Here is a 14,167-nt window from a genome sequence, read left to right as displayed (position 1 = left end):
TCCGTGGGTCGCCGAGATCCGTCACAACAAACCGGAGGAATCATGCAGCCATCTACGTCGTCGCCGATCCAGTCTGTTTCCCCGTCGCCGCAGCAAGCGGCCCCGGCCGTGAATGCCGCGTCCAGTTTCAGGACTGTCGCGTTCGTGTTGCTGGTGGATCGCGCGCTGGCCGCCTGAAACGCTTTTCCTCTTACTCGAATTCCCCAGGACGGCATTCGCCTGAACTCGCAAGGAGAACAGATATGTCTGAACGCAATCTCACGACCGCCTCGGGCGCACCCGTTGCCGACAACCAGAACTCGTTGACAGCCGGCCCGCGCGGGCCCGTCGCGTTGCAGGACGTGTGGCTGATCGAAAAGCTCGCGCACTTCGACCGTGAAGTGATTCCCGAGCGCCGCGTGCACGCGAAGGGTTCGGGCGCGTTTGGCACGTTGACGGTGACGCACGACATCTCGCGCTATACGAAGGCCAAGGTGTTCTCGGAAGTCGGCAAGGAAACGCCGCTTTTCATGCGCTTTTCGACGGTTGCGGGCGAGCGCGGCGCCGCCGACGCCGAACGCGACGTGCGCGGCTTCTCGATCAAGTTCTACACGGAAGAGGGCAACTGGGATGTGGTCGGCAACAACACGCCCGTGTTCTTTATCCGCGATCCGTTGAAGTTTCCGGACTTCATTCACACGCAAAAGCGTGATCCGTACACGAACATGCGCAGCGCAACGAACGCGTGGGACTTCTTCTCGCGTCATCCGGAGTCGCTGCATCAGGTGACGATCGTGATGAGCGATCGCGGCATTCCGAAGAACTATCGGCAGATGCACGGCTTCGGCTCGCACACGTTCTCGTTCACCAACGCGAACGACGAGCGCTTCTGGGTGAAGTTCCACTTCAAGTCGATGCAAGGCATCGAGAACTACACCGACGAAGAAGCCGCACAGGTTGTCGCAAGCGACCGCGAAAGCGCGCAGCGCGACCTGATCGGGGCGATCGATAGCGGCAACTTCCCGAAGTGGCGCTTTCAGATTCAGGTGATGCCCGAAGCGGATGCAGCGACGTATCGCTACAACCCGTTCGACATCACGAAGGTATGGCCGTACAAGGACTATCCGCTGATCGACGTCGGCGTGATCGAGCTGAACCGCAACGCGCAGAATTACTTCGCGGACGTCGAGCAGGCCGCGTTCACGCCGGCCAATGTGGTGCCGGGTATCGGCTTCTCGCCGGATCGTCTGTTGCAGGGCCGCCTGTTCTCGTACGGCGACACGCAGCGCTATCGCCTTGGCGTGAATCACCATCTGATTCCCGTGAACGCGTCGCGTGCGCCGAATGCGCGCTCGTTCCATCGCGACGGCGGCATGCGCACCGACGGCAACCTCGGCGGCAACGTGAACTATGAGCCGAACCGCTTCGGCGACTTCGCGCAGGACCGCAACGCGATCGAGCCGCCGCTCGCGGCGGGCAACGTCGATCGCTACAACCATCGTGAGGACGAGGACTACTACAGCCAGCCGGCAGCCCTTTTCCGGATCTTCGATGCAGGTGAACGCGAGCGTCTCTTCGCCAACATCGCGCGGGCGATCGAGGGCGTGCCGGCGGACATCGTCGCGCGCCAGGTCGAGCACTTCCGCAAGATCGATCCGGCGTATGCGGACGGCGTGGTCGCGGCCATCGAGGCGCTCGCGAAGGCGAAGTGAGGTGGAGCGGGCGAGTAGTGATTGAGGCGCCCGCATTAAGGCAACGATGTTGCGGACCAGAGTAATGCATGGGACGGGAGCAAGCGCTAACGCGCCAACTCTGGTCGACAGCCTTGCATGGGACCAGAGTAAGTGCTCTGCATGGGGCTGGAGTAAGTGCTAAAGCACTAACTCCAGCCGGCAAGCTAACGCGCCAACTTTGGTCGACAGCCTTGCATGGGACCAGAGTAAGGCGCTAACGCACCAACTCTGGTCGACAGGAGAAAGATCATGGTTCAGATGGTGATGAACGCAGTCGGCCATAGCGCCGGCAGTGTGGCGCAACAGGTGCGCGGCCCCACGCTTTTTCAGAGGCTCGCGGGGCTCGCGATCGTCAGCAGCGGGTACGCGGTGATGGTCGCGAATCTGCTGCACGCAATCAGCCGATGACAAACTGCACGCATGCCCATCTGCGGTCCCTACAGCCGCATCGGCGAGGTATTGCGTCGCGCGAACTCATGCCATTTCTAAGATAAACTGGCGGACGTTCGAGCGTTGACGGGCTGCACACATGCAAGTCCGGGCATGCAGACAGGTTCGTATCACTCTTAGAAGGAGTCGTCATGGCCAAGAAAGAAGCCGTACCGCACGTCAACATTGGTATCAGCGACAAGGATCGCAAGAAGATCGCAGAAGGCCTGTCGCGCCTTCTCGCCGATACGTACACGCTTTATCTGAAGACCCACAATTTTCACTGGAACGTGACGGGTCCCATGTTCAACACGCTGCATCTGATGTTCGAGACGCAGTACACGGAACTGGCCGCCGCCGTCGATCTGATCGCCGAGCGCATTCGCGCTCTGGGCGTCGCGGCGCCGGGCAGCTATAAGGAATTCGCGAAGCTGTCGTCGATCGCCGAAGCGGACGGCGTGCCCGCCGCTGAAGACATGATCCGCCAGCTGGTGGAAGGGCAGGAAGCCGTCGTGCGCACCGCGCGCGCAATTTTCCCGGTGACGGACGCCGCCAACGACGAGCCGACAGCCGACCTGCTGACGCAGCGCATGCAGACGCACGAAAAGAACGCGTGGATGCTGCGTTCGATGCTGGCGTAATCCGCTTTGGCGGGCCATCTGGCGCGGCTCGACGTGCCGTTGGCCTGTGCAGGTGAACGTGAAGCCCGATGGGTGCAAGCCTGTCGGGCTTTTTTGTCGCCTTTTCCGTGCGTGCGTGTCTGGTCGGGCTTCTCTCACGCGCTGCTCTAGAATACGGGGATCCGTATTTCTGCGCACCGCCATGTTCGCCCGACTCCCGCTTTATCTGCGCCTTGTCCGCATGGACAAGCCGATCGGCAGCCTGCTGCTGCTGTGGCCGACGCTCAACGCGCTGTGGATTGCTTCCGACGGCCATCCGTCGTTGTCGCTGCTGGTGATCTTCACGATCGGCACGGTGCTGATGCGCTCGGCCGGCTGCGCGATCAACGACTACGCGGACCGCGATTTCGACCGCTACGTGAAGCGCACCGAAAACCGGCCGATCACGTCAGGCAAGATCAAGGCGTGGGAAGCAGTGGCGCTGGCGGTTGGGCTGTCGCTGCTCGCGTTCCTGCTGATCCTGCCGCTCAATACGCTGACGAAGGAGTTGTCGGTGGCGGCGCTGTTCGTCGCGGGCACATATCCGTTCACGAAGCGCTTCTTCGCGATTCCGCAGGCGTATCTGGGCATAGCGTTCGGCTTCGGCATTCCGATGGCGTTCGCCGCGATACAGAACCAGGTGCCGCTGCTCGCGTGGGCGATGCTGCTTGCGAACGTATTCTGGTCTGTCGCGTACGACACCGAGTATGCGATGGTCGATCGCGACGACGACATCAAGATCGGCATACGCACGTCCGCGCTGACATTCGGCCGCTTCGACGTGCTCGCGATCATGATCTGCTATGCGGTCACGCTCGGCATCTACGTCGGCATCGGCATCATGCTCGGCTTCGGCGTGCTGTACTGGATCGGCCTCGCCGCTGCTGTCGGTTGCGCCGTGTACCACTACACGCTAATCAAGGACCGCGAGCGCATGCCGTGCTTCGCCGCGTTCCGGCATAACAACTGGCTGGGGGGCGCGTTGTTTGCCGGTATTGCCGCGCATTACGCAGCGCAGGCGTTCTGAACGCCTTTCGATAAAGCGCTGCGGCGGTGCCGATTGCGTTGTCGGTATCGTGCCGTAGCGTCGGCCTAAGTCAAACGGCAAGGGGCTTCATTGCTTGCCGAATTCCTCTCCCATTTCCCGAGCCCGCGCATCGGCGGCCAGTGCGCCGCGCACGATCGCGTCCTTCACGCCTTGCGCTTCGAACGACGCCAGCGCGGCCGCCGTCGTGCCGCCTTTCGACGTCACGCGCTCGCGCAGCACGCTTGCTGGCTCGCCCGATTGCGCGGCGAGTTGCGCGGCGCCCGTGAACGTCGCGACGGCGAGTGCGCGGCCTTGCTCGTCGTCCATGCCCAGCTGGCGCGCCGCTTCCTGCATGGCCTCGATGAAGTAGAACACGTAGGCGGGGCCGCTGCCCGAGATGGCCGTTACGGCATCGATCTTCGCTTCGTCGTCGAACCATACCGTCTGTCCGACCGCGCCGAGCACCTGCGACGCCAGCGCGCGTCCCGCTTCGTCGACGCCGCCGAGCGCGACCAGCCCCGTCACGCCCATGCCGATCAGCGCGGGCGTGTTCGGCATCGTGCGCACGAGGCGCGCGTGACCGCCGAGCCAGCGCGTGAGGTCCGCGCCGCGAATACCCGCGACGATGCTGATGACGACTTGAGACGGCGACAGATGTGGCGCGAGCGCCGCCGCGACGTCCTTGACGATCTGCGGCTTCACGGCGAGCACGACGGCATCGAACGATTTCAGCGATGCATCCGCCGAAGCGCTCGTACCGACGCCGAACTGCTGTTCGTTGCGCTTGCGCGCGTCTTCGTTGGGATCGATGGCTCGAATGTCCGACGGCGCGACGCCTCGCTTGATCAGACCGCCGATGAGTGCGGCGGCCATGTTGCCGCCGCCGATGAAGGCAATTTTCATGATGTACGGGAGTTAGTGAGAGTAGTCACGGGCGCCGAAGATAGCCGTGCCGACACGCACGATCGTCGCGCCTTCGAGCACGGCTGCCTCGAGATCGCCCGACATGCCCATCGACAGCGTGTCGAATTCGAGACCCTCCGCGCGCAGCTTTTCGAACAGCTCGCGCAACGCGCGATGCGGCGCGCGCTGCTGTTCGACATCGCCTGCTGGTTCGGGAATCGCCATCAGGCCGCGTAGCCGCAACTTCGGCAGCGACGCGATTTCGCGCGCGACATGCAACGCTTCTTCAGGCGTCACGCCGCTCTTCGATGCTTCGCCGCTGATATTGACCTGCAGGCATACATTGAGCGGCGGCAAGTTGTCGGGCCGCTGCTCGGACAGCCGCTGCGCGATCTTCAGGCGATCGACGGAATGCACCCAGTCGAAATGTTCGGCAACGGGGCGCGTCTTGTTCGACTGCAGCGGTCCGATGAAATGCCATTCGATCGACGCGCGCAGATCGGACAGCGCTTCGATTTTCGTCTGGCTTTCCTGCACGTAGTTTTCGCCGAAAGCGTGCTGGCCCGCTGCATGGGCGGCGCGAACGTCTTCGGCGGGAAACGTCTTCGAGACGGCGAGCAGCGCAATCGAACGCGGATCGCGGCCCGCCGCCTGCGCGGCGAGGGCGATGCGCTGATGCACTGCGTCGAGGTTGTGAGCGAGATCGGGCATGAAACGTTGATTACCGATGCGAGGGGGCGACGATTCGAATTATACGGACGCCTCCCATGCGTCACGACCTGGCCGAATGGCCAGGTTGCGCGTGCATCGCCCGCAAGCGATGCTGTCGATCAGGACACAAACACAGGACACAAACACAGGACACAAGCTCAGGACACAAGCTCAGGCCGCGAGCATGTGCTCGACGAGTTCGATCCAATGCACGACAGGAGTGGAGGTTCCGCTTTGCAGATGCGCGATGCAGCCCACATTTGCCGAGACGATGATCTGCGGTTCCTGCGCCTTCAGCTTTTCGAGCTTCTGGTTGCGCAGCGCGTACGACAGCGCGGGTTGCGTGAGCGAATAGGTGCCGGCCGAACCGCAGCACAGGTGGCTGTCGACGGGCAGCCTGACGTCGATGCCGAGCGCCGTCAGCAGCTGTTCGACCTTGCCGCGAATCTGCTGGCCGTGCTGCAGCGTGCAAGGCGGATGAAACGCGACAGTATGAATCGCGCGGCGGCGCGTGAGCGGCGTCAGCGCTTCTTCAAAGTCGGGCAGGATTTCGCTGATGTCGCGCGTCAGTTCGACGATGCGCTTCGCTTTCTCCGCGTAAGCGGGATCGTTGCGCATCAGGTGCGCGTACTCCTTGACGGTCGCGCCGCAGCCGGATGCGTTCATCACGATCGCTTCGGCGCCCTGTTCGACATGCGGCCACCACGCGTCGATGTTCTGCCGCACGTCGTCCAGCGCTTCGTCGTTATAGCCGAGGTGCAGGCGGATCGCGCCGCAGCAGCCCGCTTCCGGCGCGATGACGGTCTGGATGCCGAGCGCGTCCAGCACGCGTGCGGTCGCGATGTTGACGTTCGGCATCATCGACGGCTGCACGCAGCCCGCGAGCATCAGCATCTTGCGCGGATGCATGGCTGTCGGCCATTCGAGCTGACGTTGCCGCTGCGGAACCTTGTCGCGCAGCTTCTTCGGCAGCAGCGGACGGAAGTGCTGGCCGATACGCATCGCGGGCGTGAAGAGCGTGCTGTTCGGCACGAAGCTCGCGAGCATGCGGCGCAACAGCCGCTGGCCGAAAGGCCGTGGCACCTTTTCTTCCGTGAGCTTGCGGCCAATCTCGACGAGCCTGCCGTACTGCACGCCGGACGGACAGGTCGATTCGCAGTTGCGGCACGTGAGGCAGCGGTCCAGATGCAGTTGCGTGCTGCGCGTGACGGGCGCGCCTTCCACCATCTGCTTGATCAGATAGATGCGGCCGCGCGGCCCGTCGAGCTCGTCGCCCAGCAGTTGATACGTCGGGCAGGTGGCGGTGCAAAAGCCGCAATGCACGCATTTGCGCAGGATGGCGTCGGCTTCGTCGCCGTCGGGCGTGTTGCGAATGAAGTCGGCGAGATTGGTTTGCATCGCGCGCTCAGAAGTCGGGGTACAGCCGGCCGCGATTGAAGATGCGGGCCGGGTCGAATGCAGCCTTCAGGCCGCGATGAATCTTCATCAGCGGCGCGGGCAGCGGCGTAAAGACGCCCGCGCCACGGTCGTAGCCGTGGCCGGTTCGGAAGATCGTCGCATGGCCGCCCGCCTGTTTCGCGCTGATGCGCACGGTCTGCGCGTCGGCGTCGGTGATCCACCAGCGTTGCGCGCCGCCCCATTCCATCAGCTGCGCGCCGGGCAGTTGCAGCGGCTCGGTGATGGTCGGCAGCGCGAGGCGCCAGAGCGCGGACTTCGGCGCGATGGCCGCGAAAAACGGATCGGTCTGTTCGCGAAGGCCGGCCCAGAAGCGTTCGGCTTCCACAGCGTCGACGACTTCGCCGCCCAGCGACGTGCGCGCCGACTTGACGGCCGCTTCCGCTCCGCCCAGCCGCACGGCCAGGGTGCCGTTGCGCCACGCGCTGCCCGTGATCGGCAGCGGGCGGCCGCCCCATTCGTTGAGCTTGCGCACGGCATCGGTGCCGTTCATGTCGAACTTGAGCGTCGCTTCGGCCTTCGGACGCGGCAGCACTTTGACCGACAACTGGAGAATCAGCCCGAGCGTTCCGAGCGATCCGGCCATCAGCCGGGAGACGTCGTAACCGGCGACGTTCTTCACCACTTGTCCGCCGAACGTGAGCACTTGCCCCTGGCCGTTCATGACGACGGTGCCGAGCACAAAGTCGCGTGGCGCGCCTGCCGAATGGCGGCGCGGACCGGCGATGCCCGCGGCGATGCAGCCGCCGAGCGTCGCCTGCGGGCCAAAGTGAGGCGGCTCGAAGGCGAGCATCTGGTCATGTTCGGCGAGCGCCGCTTCGATTTCGAGGAGTGGCGTGCCTGCGCGCGCGGTGATGACCAGCTCGGCCGGGTCGTACGCAATGATGCCGCGATGCGCGCGCGTGTCGAGGACCTCACCCTGCAATGACTGGCCGTACCAGTCCTTCGTGCCACCGCCACGGATGCGGAGGGGCTGCTCGGCGGCTGTGGCCGCACGAACCCGTTCCGACCACGCGGCGACGATGTCGTCCTCTTTCATGATGCGTTGTTTCGTTGTAGTGCTTTCGATTGTACCGAGGCAAGCCGTGCTGGCAACCCGGTTCCGACCCGTATCACGAATCCGATGGCGTTGGTTATGCCTTATGGGCGTCCAAGGGCAACGTGCACGTGCGGCTTGCTGCGAGCCGAAAGGTCGACAGGCTGAGCATCGGCCGGAACCGGCCGCAATGCCGGCGGCGCGTGGGATGGCCCAGGCACCGACGGCCAGGCGCTCAAAAACGCGGGAGTTCGGGATGAGGCAGCAGCCCGCCGCGTACATGCAACTTGCCGTACTCGGCGCAGCGGGCGCGCGTCGGGATGCCCTTGTCGGGGTTGAGAAGTGCCGCGGGATCGAAGGCGCGCTTGACCGCATGGAACGCGTCGTGCTCTTCGGGCGAAAACTGCACGCACATCGAGTTGATCTTCTCGATGCCGACGCCGTGTTCGCCCGTCACCGTGCCACCCAGTTCGACACAGGTCTCGAGGATGTCGCAACCGAAGGCTTCCGCGCGGTGCCACTCGTCGAGGTCGTTGCCGTTGAACAGGATCAGCGGATGCATGTTGCCGTCGCCCGCATGGAACACGTTGATGCAACGCAGGTTGTACTTCTTTTCCATTTCCTCGATACGCGCGAGCAGCGGTCCGATGCTGCGACGCGGCACCGTGCCGTCCATGCAGTAGTAGTCGGGCGAGATGCGGCCGGCGGCCGGAAACGCGTTCTTGCGGCCCGACCAGAAGCGCAGCCGTTCGGCTTCCGTGCGCGAGATCTGGATGCGCGTCGCGCCGTGTTCGCGCAGCACGGCCGTCATGCGCACGATTTCTTCGCTGACTTCCTCGGGCGTGCCGTCCGATTCGCAGAGCAGGATCGCGGCCGCATCGAGATCGTAGCCGGCGTTGACGAACTCCTCGACGGCGCGCGTGGCCGGTTTGTCCATCATTTCGAGGCCGGCGGGGATGATGCCCGCGGCAATGATGCTCGCGACGGCATCGCCGCCTTTCACGACATCGTCGAAGCTCGCCATGATGACTTGCGCGGCCTGCGGTTTCGGTATCAGCTTGACGGTGACTTCCGTGACGATCGCGAACATGCCTTCGCTGCCTATCATGACGGCCAGCAGATCGAGGCCGGGCGCGTCCGGGCTCAGCGAGCCGAATTCGACGATCTCGCCATCCATCGTGACGGCACGTACGCGCATTACGTTATGCACCGTCAAGCCGTACTTGAGGCAGTGCACGCCGCCGGAATTTTCCGCGACGTTGCCGCCAATCGTGCAGGCGATCTGAGATGACGGATCGGGCGCGTAGTAAAGGCCGTAAGGCGCAGCCGCTTCCGATATCGACAGATTGCGCACGCCGGGCTGCACGGTTGCCGTGCGCGCATACGGATCGACTTCGATGATTTTGCGAAAGCGCGCGAGTGAAACGACAACGCCGTTCCGGATCGGCATTGCGCCGCCCGACAGGCTCGTGCCCGCGCCGCGCGGCACGATGGGCACATTGAGCCGATGACAGATCTGCGCGATGCGCTGCACCTGCGACTCGGTTTCCGGCAGCGCGACGGCAAGCGGCAAGCGCCGGTACGCGGCAAGTCCGTCGCATTCGTATGCGACCGTGTCTTCTTCGCGATAGAGCAGGCAATGGGTCGGCAGTACGGCCATCAACGCCTGCACGACCTCGCGCTGACGTTGCGCAAGCATCTCGGGCGACAGCTCGGAGGACAGCTCGCCGGGTGCGTTCATGGAATGTCTCCTCGTTGGACGGCCGCGCGCCTCTTTGTGCTGCGCGACCGGACATGCGGTTACGCTATGCCGCCCACGTAAAGATCTTGCCAGGGTTCATCAGGTTGCGCGGATCGAGCGAGTGCTTGATCGAGCGCATCACATCGACTGCGACGGGACCGTGTTCTTCGAGCAGAAAGTTCATCTTGTGCAGCCCCACGCCATGTTCGCCCGTGCAGGTGCCGTCCATGCGCAGCGCGCGCTGCACGATGCGGTGATTCAGGCGCTCCGCTTCTTCCATCTCTTCCGGCTTGTTCGGATCGATCAGAATGCAGACGTGGAAGTTGCCGTCGCCGACGTGTCCGACGATCGGGCAGGGCAGCGGCGACCCCTTGAGGTCCGCCTCCGTTTCGACCACGCATTCGGCGAGGCGCGAAATCGGCACGCAGACATCGGTCGAGACCGCGCGGCTGCCAGGCTTCAGTTGCAGCATCGCGAAGTAGGCGCTGTGACGCGCATTCCACAGGCGGCTGCGGTCTTCAGGGCGCGTCGCCCATTCGAAGTCTTCGCCGCTGTTTTGCGCGGCGATTTCCTGCACGAGTTCGGCCTGCTCTTTCACGCCGGCTTCCGTGCCATGAAACTCGAAGAACAGTGTGGGCGCTTCGCGCAGCGTCAGATTCGAATGGCGATTGATCGAACGGATTGCGAGCGAATCGACGAACTCGACGCGCGCGATGGGCACGCCGATCTGGATCGTCTCGATCACGGCGCGTACGGCGTCGCCCATCGACGGGAACGCGCAGACAGCTGCCGACACGGCCTCCGGCTGCGGATAGAGGCGCAAGGTGATTTCGGTGATCACGCCGAGCGTGCCTTCCGAGCCGACAAACAGGCGCGTCAGGTCATAACCCGCCGACGACTTGCGCGCTCGCGTGCCCGTGTGGATCACGCGGCCATCGGCGAGCACGACGGTCAGGCCCAGCACGTTCTCGCGCATCGTGCCGTAACGCACGGCATTCGTGCCCGACGCGCGCGTTGCCGACATGCCGCCGATGCTCGCGTCCGCGCCCGGATCGATCGGGAAGAACAGGCCAGTGTCGCGCAGCGCTTCGTTCAGCTGCTTGCGCGAGATGCCGGGTTCGACGGTGACGGTCAGATCTTCCGCGTTGATCGACAGCACGCGGTTCATTTCGGAAAGATCGATCGACACGCCGCCTTGCACGGCCAGCAAATGGCCTTCCAGCGAGGAGCCGTTGCCATATGGAATGATGGGAACGTCATACCGACCGCACAGCTTGACGACGGTCTGAACGTCTTCGGTGTTGCGTGCGAAGACGACGGCGTCGGGCAATTGCGGATCGAAGGGCGATTCGTCGCGGCCATGATGGGCACGAACGGCGTCGGATGTCGATACGCGTTCACCGAATGCCGATTTGAGCGCGGTGAGTAGTTCTGCAGGAAAAGGGCGGCGCACGGGGGTGGGCGGCACGGGATGGTTCACCTGCGTCTCCTGTTGGCGAATGTTCTGATGGTTGATGGCCATTTTACGCCCTTCGATCGCGGCCGGGCGTCGGACTCGCAGGCTCGATGTAGCCTTTGACCCAGTGTTTGACGCAGTGTCGCGCGCGGTCGCGAACGGCGAGCGCGGCAACTTTATAATGAAGCGCGATGGCATATCGCGATGTATCCGCATGGAGGCATCGTCAATTGACACAAGGAAACGCACATCATGGGCAACCGCTTGAGCAGGATCGCGACGCGTACGGGGGACGACGGCACCACGGGTCTCGGCGACGGCCGCCGCGTGCGCAAGGATGACGCGCGCATTGCCGCGATCGGCGACGTCGATGAACTGAACTCGAATATCGGCGTGCTGCTGTGCGAGAGATTGCCCGACGGCGTGCGTGCCGCGCTGACGGCGATCCAGCACGATCTGTTCGATCTAGGCGGCGAGCTATGCATTCCGGGCCATTCGATGATCGCCGATACGCATCTCGCGCAGCTGGATGCCTGGCTCGCCGAATACAACGCGACCTTGCCGCCGCTCAAGGAGTTCATCCTGCCGGCGGGCACGCGCGCTGCCTCGCTCGCGCATGTGTGCCGGACGGTTTGCCGGCGGGCTGAGCGCTCTATCGTCGCGCTTGGCGCCGTCGACACGATCAACGCGGCGCCGCGTCGATATGTGAACCGGCTGTCCGATCTGCTGTTCGTGCTGGCTCGCGTACTCAACCGGGTGGATGGCGGCAGCGATGTGCTGTGGCAACACGACCGAGGGTCGAAAAGCAAAGGTGGCTAGCGAGGCAGGCAAGGGCACGGCCAGTCTCGCAAGAAGCTCGGCAAAAAGCCTGACGAAGAGCGCGACGAAGAGCTTGACAACGAGCGCGACAAAAAGCGAAGCGACGGGCAGCCCGCTCAGCCGACCGCGAGCGTGACTGGCTTGCCGATACGGCTCATCATTTCGACGAGCGTATCGATCGTGAATTTCGAGGTCTTCTTGTTGACGACATCCGACACGCGCGGCCGCGACACCATCAGGATTTCCGCAGCCTCGGACTGCTTCAGATGATGCTGTTCGATCCACGTGGACAGTTCGGTCATCAACTGTTCCTTGAGCAGGCGCGTGTCGTTGATCTGCTTCTGCGATGCGGCGTGCAGCCGTTTTGCTTCGTCTGCGGGGAAGCCGAGTTCGAGAAACAGATTCGCGCCCGGTTTCGTGACATGACGGATCCTGGTGTCGATGGTCTTCATACTTTCCTCACATTGGCCGCGGCGCGATAACGCGCTTCGGCGATTTCCCCGTCATGCCGGCTGGTTGCCTGGGTCTTCTTCTGGAAGCAGTGCAGTACATATACGGCTTCGACAAACTTGGCGACGTACATCACGCGAAAAGCACCTTCCTGTTCGCTGATGCGAATTTCACGCGTGCCCGCGCCGACGATATCGAACGGCTTCCAGTTGTCCAGATCGAGACCCGCCTGAACCTTGGCGAGCTGAAAGCCTGCCTGGCGGCGAGGTTCATCCGGAAACGAAAGCAGATCGTCATAGCTGGAGCCGATCCAGCGAATCTCTTTTTCGAGCTCCATGTGCTCTCTTCATGTACAAAATTTTATACCCAATTTCCCCAGTGTTCAACGCCTTTTCGCAAACACCGGCACGAGATTCGAAGGTACAGAAGCAGCACATGAAGCGCGATTCGGCCGAATGGCCAAAAAAATGCCCGGCTGCATGAGCCGGGCAAAGTCTGCGTGAAGTAATGATGGTCAGTTGCCGCTGCCGCGCGCGACGCGCCGTTGCTTGACGGCATCCGCGAGACCTTCGAGCACGGCCACGCTGTCGTCCCAGCCGATGCATGCATCGGTGATGCTCTGGCCGTACGTCAGCGCACAGCCCTCTTGGAGGTCCTGGCGGCCCGCGACGAGGTGCGATTCCACCATCACGCCGACGATCCGCTCGTCGCCCGCCGCGATCTGGCGGCCGATATCCGCGCACACGGGAATCTGGTTCTCGTGCTTCTTCGAGCTGTTCGCGTGGCTTGCGTCGATCATCAGGCGCGCGGCGAGGCCCGCCTTGCCGATGTCGGTGCACGCGGCGTTCACGCTGTCGGCGTCGTAGTTCGGCACCTTGCCGCCGCGCAGAATGATATGGCAGTCCTCATTGCCCGCCGTCGATACGATGGCCGAGTGGCCGCCCTTCGTCACCGACAGGAAATGGTGTGGCTGCGACGCGGCCTTGATCGCGTCGACGGCGATCTTCACGTTGCCGTCCGTGCCGTTCTTGAAGCCGACGGGACACGACAGTCCCGACGCGAGTTCGCGATGCACCTGCGATTCCGTCGTGCGCGCGCCGATCGCGCCCCACGATATCAGATCGGCGATGTATTGCGGGCTGATCATGTCGAGATATTCGGTGCCTGCGGGCAGGCCCAACTCGTTGATCTTCATCAGCAGTTCGCGCGCGGCGCGCAGGCCGTCGTTGATCTTGAAGCTGTTGTCCATGTACGGATCGTTGATGAGGCCTTTCCAGCCCACCGTCGTGCGCGGCTTCTCGAAGTACACGCGCATCACGATCTCGAGTTCGCTCGCGAAGCGTGTGCGCTGTTCGATCAGGCGGCCTGCATATTCCATCGCGGCCTTCGGGTCGTGAATCGAGCAGGGTCCGATGATGACGATCAGACGGTCGTCCATGCCGTGCAGAATCCGATGCATCGACGAGCGCGCGTTGAAGATCAGGTCGGACACCTTCTCGTCGCAGGGGAATTCGCGGATCAGGTGAGCGGGCGGCGTCAGTTCCTTCAGTTCGCGGATGCGGACATCGTCGGTATTGTGCGGGGGCATGGTTTTCTCCTCGATTCGGTTCGTAGCGCGGTTCGCGCGGTCTGCGATTCAACGACGGCGCCGCAGCGAACAGGTCAACAAGCTAAAACGGTCAAAGTCAAAGTCGTTAGGGACGAAAAAAAACCGCCAGACTCGCTGGCGGTTTTTTCGGGAATTTCAGGTGCCTATGTACGTTCACACC

General features: G+C 63.2%; 15 protein-coding genes. 6 read left to right on the top strand and 9 right to left on the bottom strand.

The window, feature by feature from the left end:
• Window positions 1–42 precede the first annotated feature (42 nt).
• The 5 genes from GCT13_RS50470 to ubiA all read left to right on the top strand — a co-directional run bounded on the left by GCT13_RS50470 (window position 43) and on the right by ubiA (window position 3,827).
• On the top strand, window positions 43–177 hold the full coding sequence (locus tag GCT13_RS50470; RefSeq protein WP_265335266.1) for a hypothetical protein: 135 nt from the start codon (window positions 43–45) through the stop codon (window positions 175–177).
• A gap of 65 nt (window positions 178–242) precedes the next feature.
• A complete protein-coding gene (locus tag GCT13_RS02595; RefSeq protein ID WP_152755218.1) occupies window positions 243–1,691 on the top strand; it encodes a catalase in 1,449 nt (482 codons plus the stop codon).
• A 270-nt stretch (window positions 1,692–1,961) separates the two neighbouring features.
• Window positions 1,962–2,120 carry a hypothetical protein gene (locus GCT13_RS48140; RefSeq protein WP_193727563.1) on the top strand — a complete coding sequence of 53 codons (159 nt, stop codon included), beginning with the start codon at window positions 1,962–1,964 and terminating at the stop codon, window positions 2,118–2,120.
• A 173-nt stretch (window positions 2,121–2,293) separates the two neighbouring features.
• Window positions 2,294–2,782 carry a Dps family protein gene (locus tag GCT13_RS02590; protein ID WP_087732581.1) on the top strand — a complete coding sequence of 163 codons (489 nt, stop codon included), beginning with the start codon at window positions 2,294–2,296 and terminating at the stop codon, window positions 2,780–2,782.
• A 181-nt stretch (window positions 2,783–2,963) separates the two neighbouring features.
• Window positions 2,964–3,827 carry a 4-hydroxybenzoate octaprenyltransferase gene (gene ubiA / locus GCT13_RS02585; protein WP_152755217.1) on the top strand — a complete coding sequence of 288 codons (864 nt, stop codon included), beginning with the start codon at window positions 2,964–2,966 and terminating at the stop codon, window positions 3,825–3,827.
• 87 nt (window positions 3,828–3,914) lie between these two features.
• On the opposite strand, the gene proC is transcribed toward ubiA, so the two are convergent.
• The 6 genes from proC to GCT13_RS02555 form a co-directional block, all read right to left on the bottom strand.
• Window positions 3,915–4,730, bottom strand: a complete 816-nt coding sequence (proC, locus tag GCT13_RS02580) for a pyrroline-5-carboxylate reductase (RefSeq protein ID WP_152755216.1) — start codon at window positions 4,728–4,730, stop codon at window positions 3,915–3,917.
• A gap of 12 nt (window positions 4,731–4,742) precedes the next feature.
• On the bottom strand, window positions 4,743–5,441 hold the full coding sequence (locus GCT13_RS02575) for a YggS family pyridoxal phosphate-dependent enzyme (RefSeq protein WP_152755215.1): 699 nt from the start codon (window positions 5,439–5,441) through the stop codon (window positions 4,743–4,745).
• Window positions 5,442–5,612: 171 nt separating this feature from the next.
• Window positions 5,613–6,839, bottom strand: a complete 1,227-nt coding sequence (gene glcF / locus GCT13_RS02570) for a glycolate oxidase subunit GlcF (RefSeq protein ID WP_152755214.1) — start codon at window positions 6,837–6,839, stop codon at window positions 5,613–5,615.
• 7 nt (window positions 6,840–6,846) lie between these two features.
• On the bottom strand, window positions 6,847–7,935 hold the full coding sequence (glcE, locus tag GCT13_RS02565; protein ID WP_152755213.1) for a glycolate oxidase subunit GlcE: 1,089 nt from the start codon (window positions 7,933–7,935) through the stop codon (window positions 6,847–6,849).
• A gap of 232 nt (window positions 7,936–8,167) precedes the next feature.
• Complete coding sequence (locus tag GCT13_RS02560) at window positions 8,168–9,673, bottom strand: FAD-linked oxidase C-terminal domain-containing protein (protein ID WP_152755212.1); 1,506 nt, start codon at window positions 9,671–9,673, stop codon at window positions 8,168–8,170.
• A gap of 64 nt (window positions 9,674–9,737) precedes the next feature.
• On the bottom strand, window positions 9,738–11,153 hold the full coding sequence (locus GCT13_RS02555) for an FAD-binding oxidoreductase (protein ID WP_321574165.1): 1,416 nt from the start codon (window positions 11,151–11,153) through the stop codon (window positions 9,738–9,740).
• 228 nt (window positions 11,154–11,381) lie between these two features.
• Between GCT13_RS02555 and GCT13_RS02550 the strand changes: the two genes are divergently transcribed.
• Complete coding sequence (locus tag GCT13_RS02550) at window positions 11,382–11,948, top strand: cob(I)yrinic acid a,c-diamide adenosyltransferase (RefSeq protein WP_152755210.1); 567 nt, start codon at window positions 11,382–11,384, stop codon at window positions 11,946–11,948.
• A gap of 116 nt (window positions 11,949–12,064) precedes the next feature.
• On the opposite strand, the gene GCT13_RS02545 is transcribed toward GCT13_RS02550, so the two are convergent.
• The 3 genes from GCT13_RS02545 to aroG form a co-directional block, all read right to left on the bottom strand.
• On the bottom strand, window positions 12,065–12,400 hold the full coding sequence (locus GCT13_RS02545) for a helix-turn-helix domain-containing protein (RefSeq protein WP_152755209.1): 336 nt from the start codon (window positions 12,398–12,400) through the stop codon (window positions 12,065–12,067).
• Window positions 12,397–12,735 carry a type II toxin-antitoxin system RelE/ParE family toxin gene (locus GCT13_RS02540; protein ID WP_152755208.1) on the bottom strand — a complete coding sequence of 113 codons (339 nt, stop codon included), beginning with the start codon at window positions 12,733–12,735 and terminating at the stop codon, window positions 12,397–12,399. The genes GCT13_RS02545 and GCT13_RS02540 overlap by 4 nt, the downstream gene beginning before the upstream one ends.
• A 177-nt stretch (window positions 12,736–12,912) precedes the next feature.
• On the bottom strand, window positions 12,913–13,986 hold the full coding sequence (gene aroG, locus GCT13_RS02535) for a 3-deoxy-7-phosphoheptulonate synthase AroG (RefSeq protein WP_152755207.1): 1,074 nt from the start codon (window positions 13,984–13,986) through the stop codon (window positions 12,913–12,915).
• Window positions 13,987–14,167: the final 181 nt, after the last annotated feature.

It is taken from the genome of Paraburkholderia franconis (genome assembly GCF_009362735.1).
In the GTDB taxonomy this organism is placed as follows: Bacteria; Pseudomonadota; Gammaproteobacteria; order Burkholderiales; family Burkholderiaceae; genus Paraburkholderia; species Paraburkholderia franconis.
This window is presented reverse-complemented; position numbering and strand designations above follow the sequence as displayed.

Bases quoted from the DNA above. Each gene is read 5' to 3' on its own strand.
- proC (WP_152755216.1), bottom strand. From the start codon at position 4,730: ATGAAAATTGCCTTCATCGGCGGCGGCAACATGGCCGCCGCACTCATC.
- GCT13_RS48140 (WP_193727563.1), top strand. From the start codon at position 1,962: ATGGTTCAGATGGTGATGAACGCAGTCGGCCATAGCGCCGGCAGTGTG.
- glcF (WP_152755214.1), bottom strand. From the start codon at position 6,839: ATGCAAACCAATCTCGCCGACTTCATTCGCAACACGCCCGACGGCGAC.
- aroG (WP_152755207.1), bottom strand. From the start codon at position 13,986: ATGCCCCCGCACAATACCGACGATGTCCGCATCCGCGAACTGAAGGAA.
- GCT13_RS02560 (WP_152755212.1), bottom strand. From the start codon at position 9,673: ATGAACGCACCCGGCGAGCTGTCCTCCGAGCTGTCGCCCGAGATGCTT.
- glcE (WP_152755213.1), bottom strand. From the start codon at position 7,935: ATGAAAGAGGACGACATCGTCGCCGCGTGGTCGGAACGGGTTCGTGCG.
- GCT13_RS02545 (WP_152755209.1), bottom strand. From the start codon at position 12,400: ATGAAGACCATCGACACCAGGATCCGTCATGTCACGAAACCGGGCGCG.
- GCT13_RS02590 (WP_087732581.1), top strand. From the start codon at position 2,294: ATGGCCAAGAAAGAAGCCGTACCGCACGTCAACATTGGTATCAGCGAC.
- GCT13_RS02550 (WP_152755210.1), top strand. From the start codon at position 11,382: ATGGGCAACCGCTTGAGCAGGATCGCGACGCGTACGGGGGACGACGGC.
- GCT13_RS02595 (WP_152755218.1), top strand. From the start codon at position 243: ATGTCTGAACGCAATCTCACGACCGCCTCGGGCGCACCCGTTGCCGAC.
- GCT13_RS02575 (WP_152755215.1), bottom strand. From the start codon at position 5,441: ATGCCCGATCTCGCTCACAACCTCGACGCAGTGCATCAGCGCATCGCC.
- GCT13_RS50470 (WP_265335266.1), top strand. From the start codon at position 43: ATGCAGCCATCTACGTCGTCGCCGATCCAGTCTGTTTCCCCGTCGCCG.
- ubiA (WP_152755217.1), top strand. From the start codon at position 2,964: ATGTTCGCCCGACTCCCGCTTTATCTGCGCCTTGTCCGCATGGACAAG.
- GCT13_RS02540 (WP_152755208.1), bottom strand. From the start codon at position 12,735: ATGGAGCTCGAAAAAGAGATTCGCTGGATCGGCTCCAGCTATGACGAT.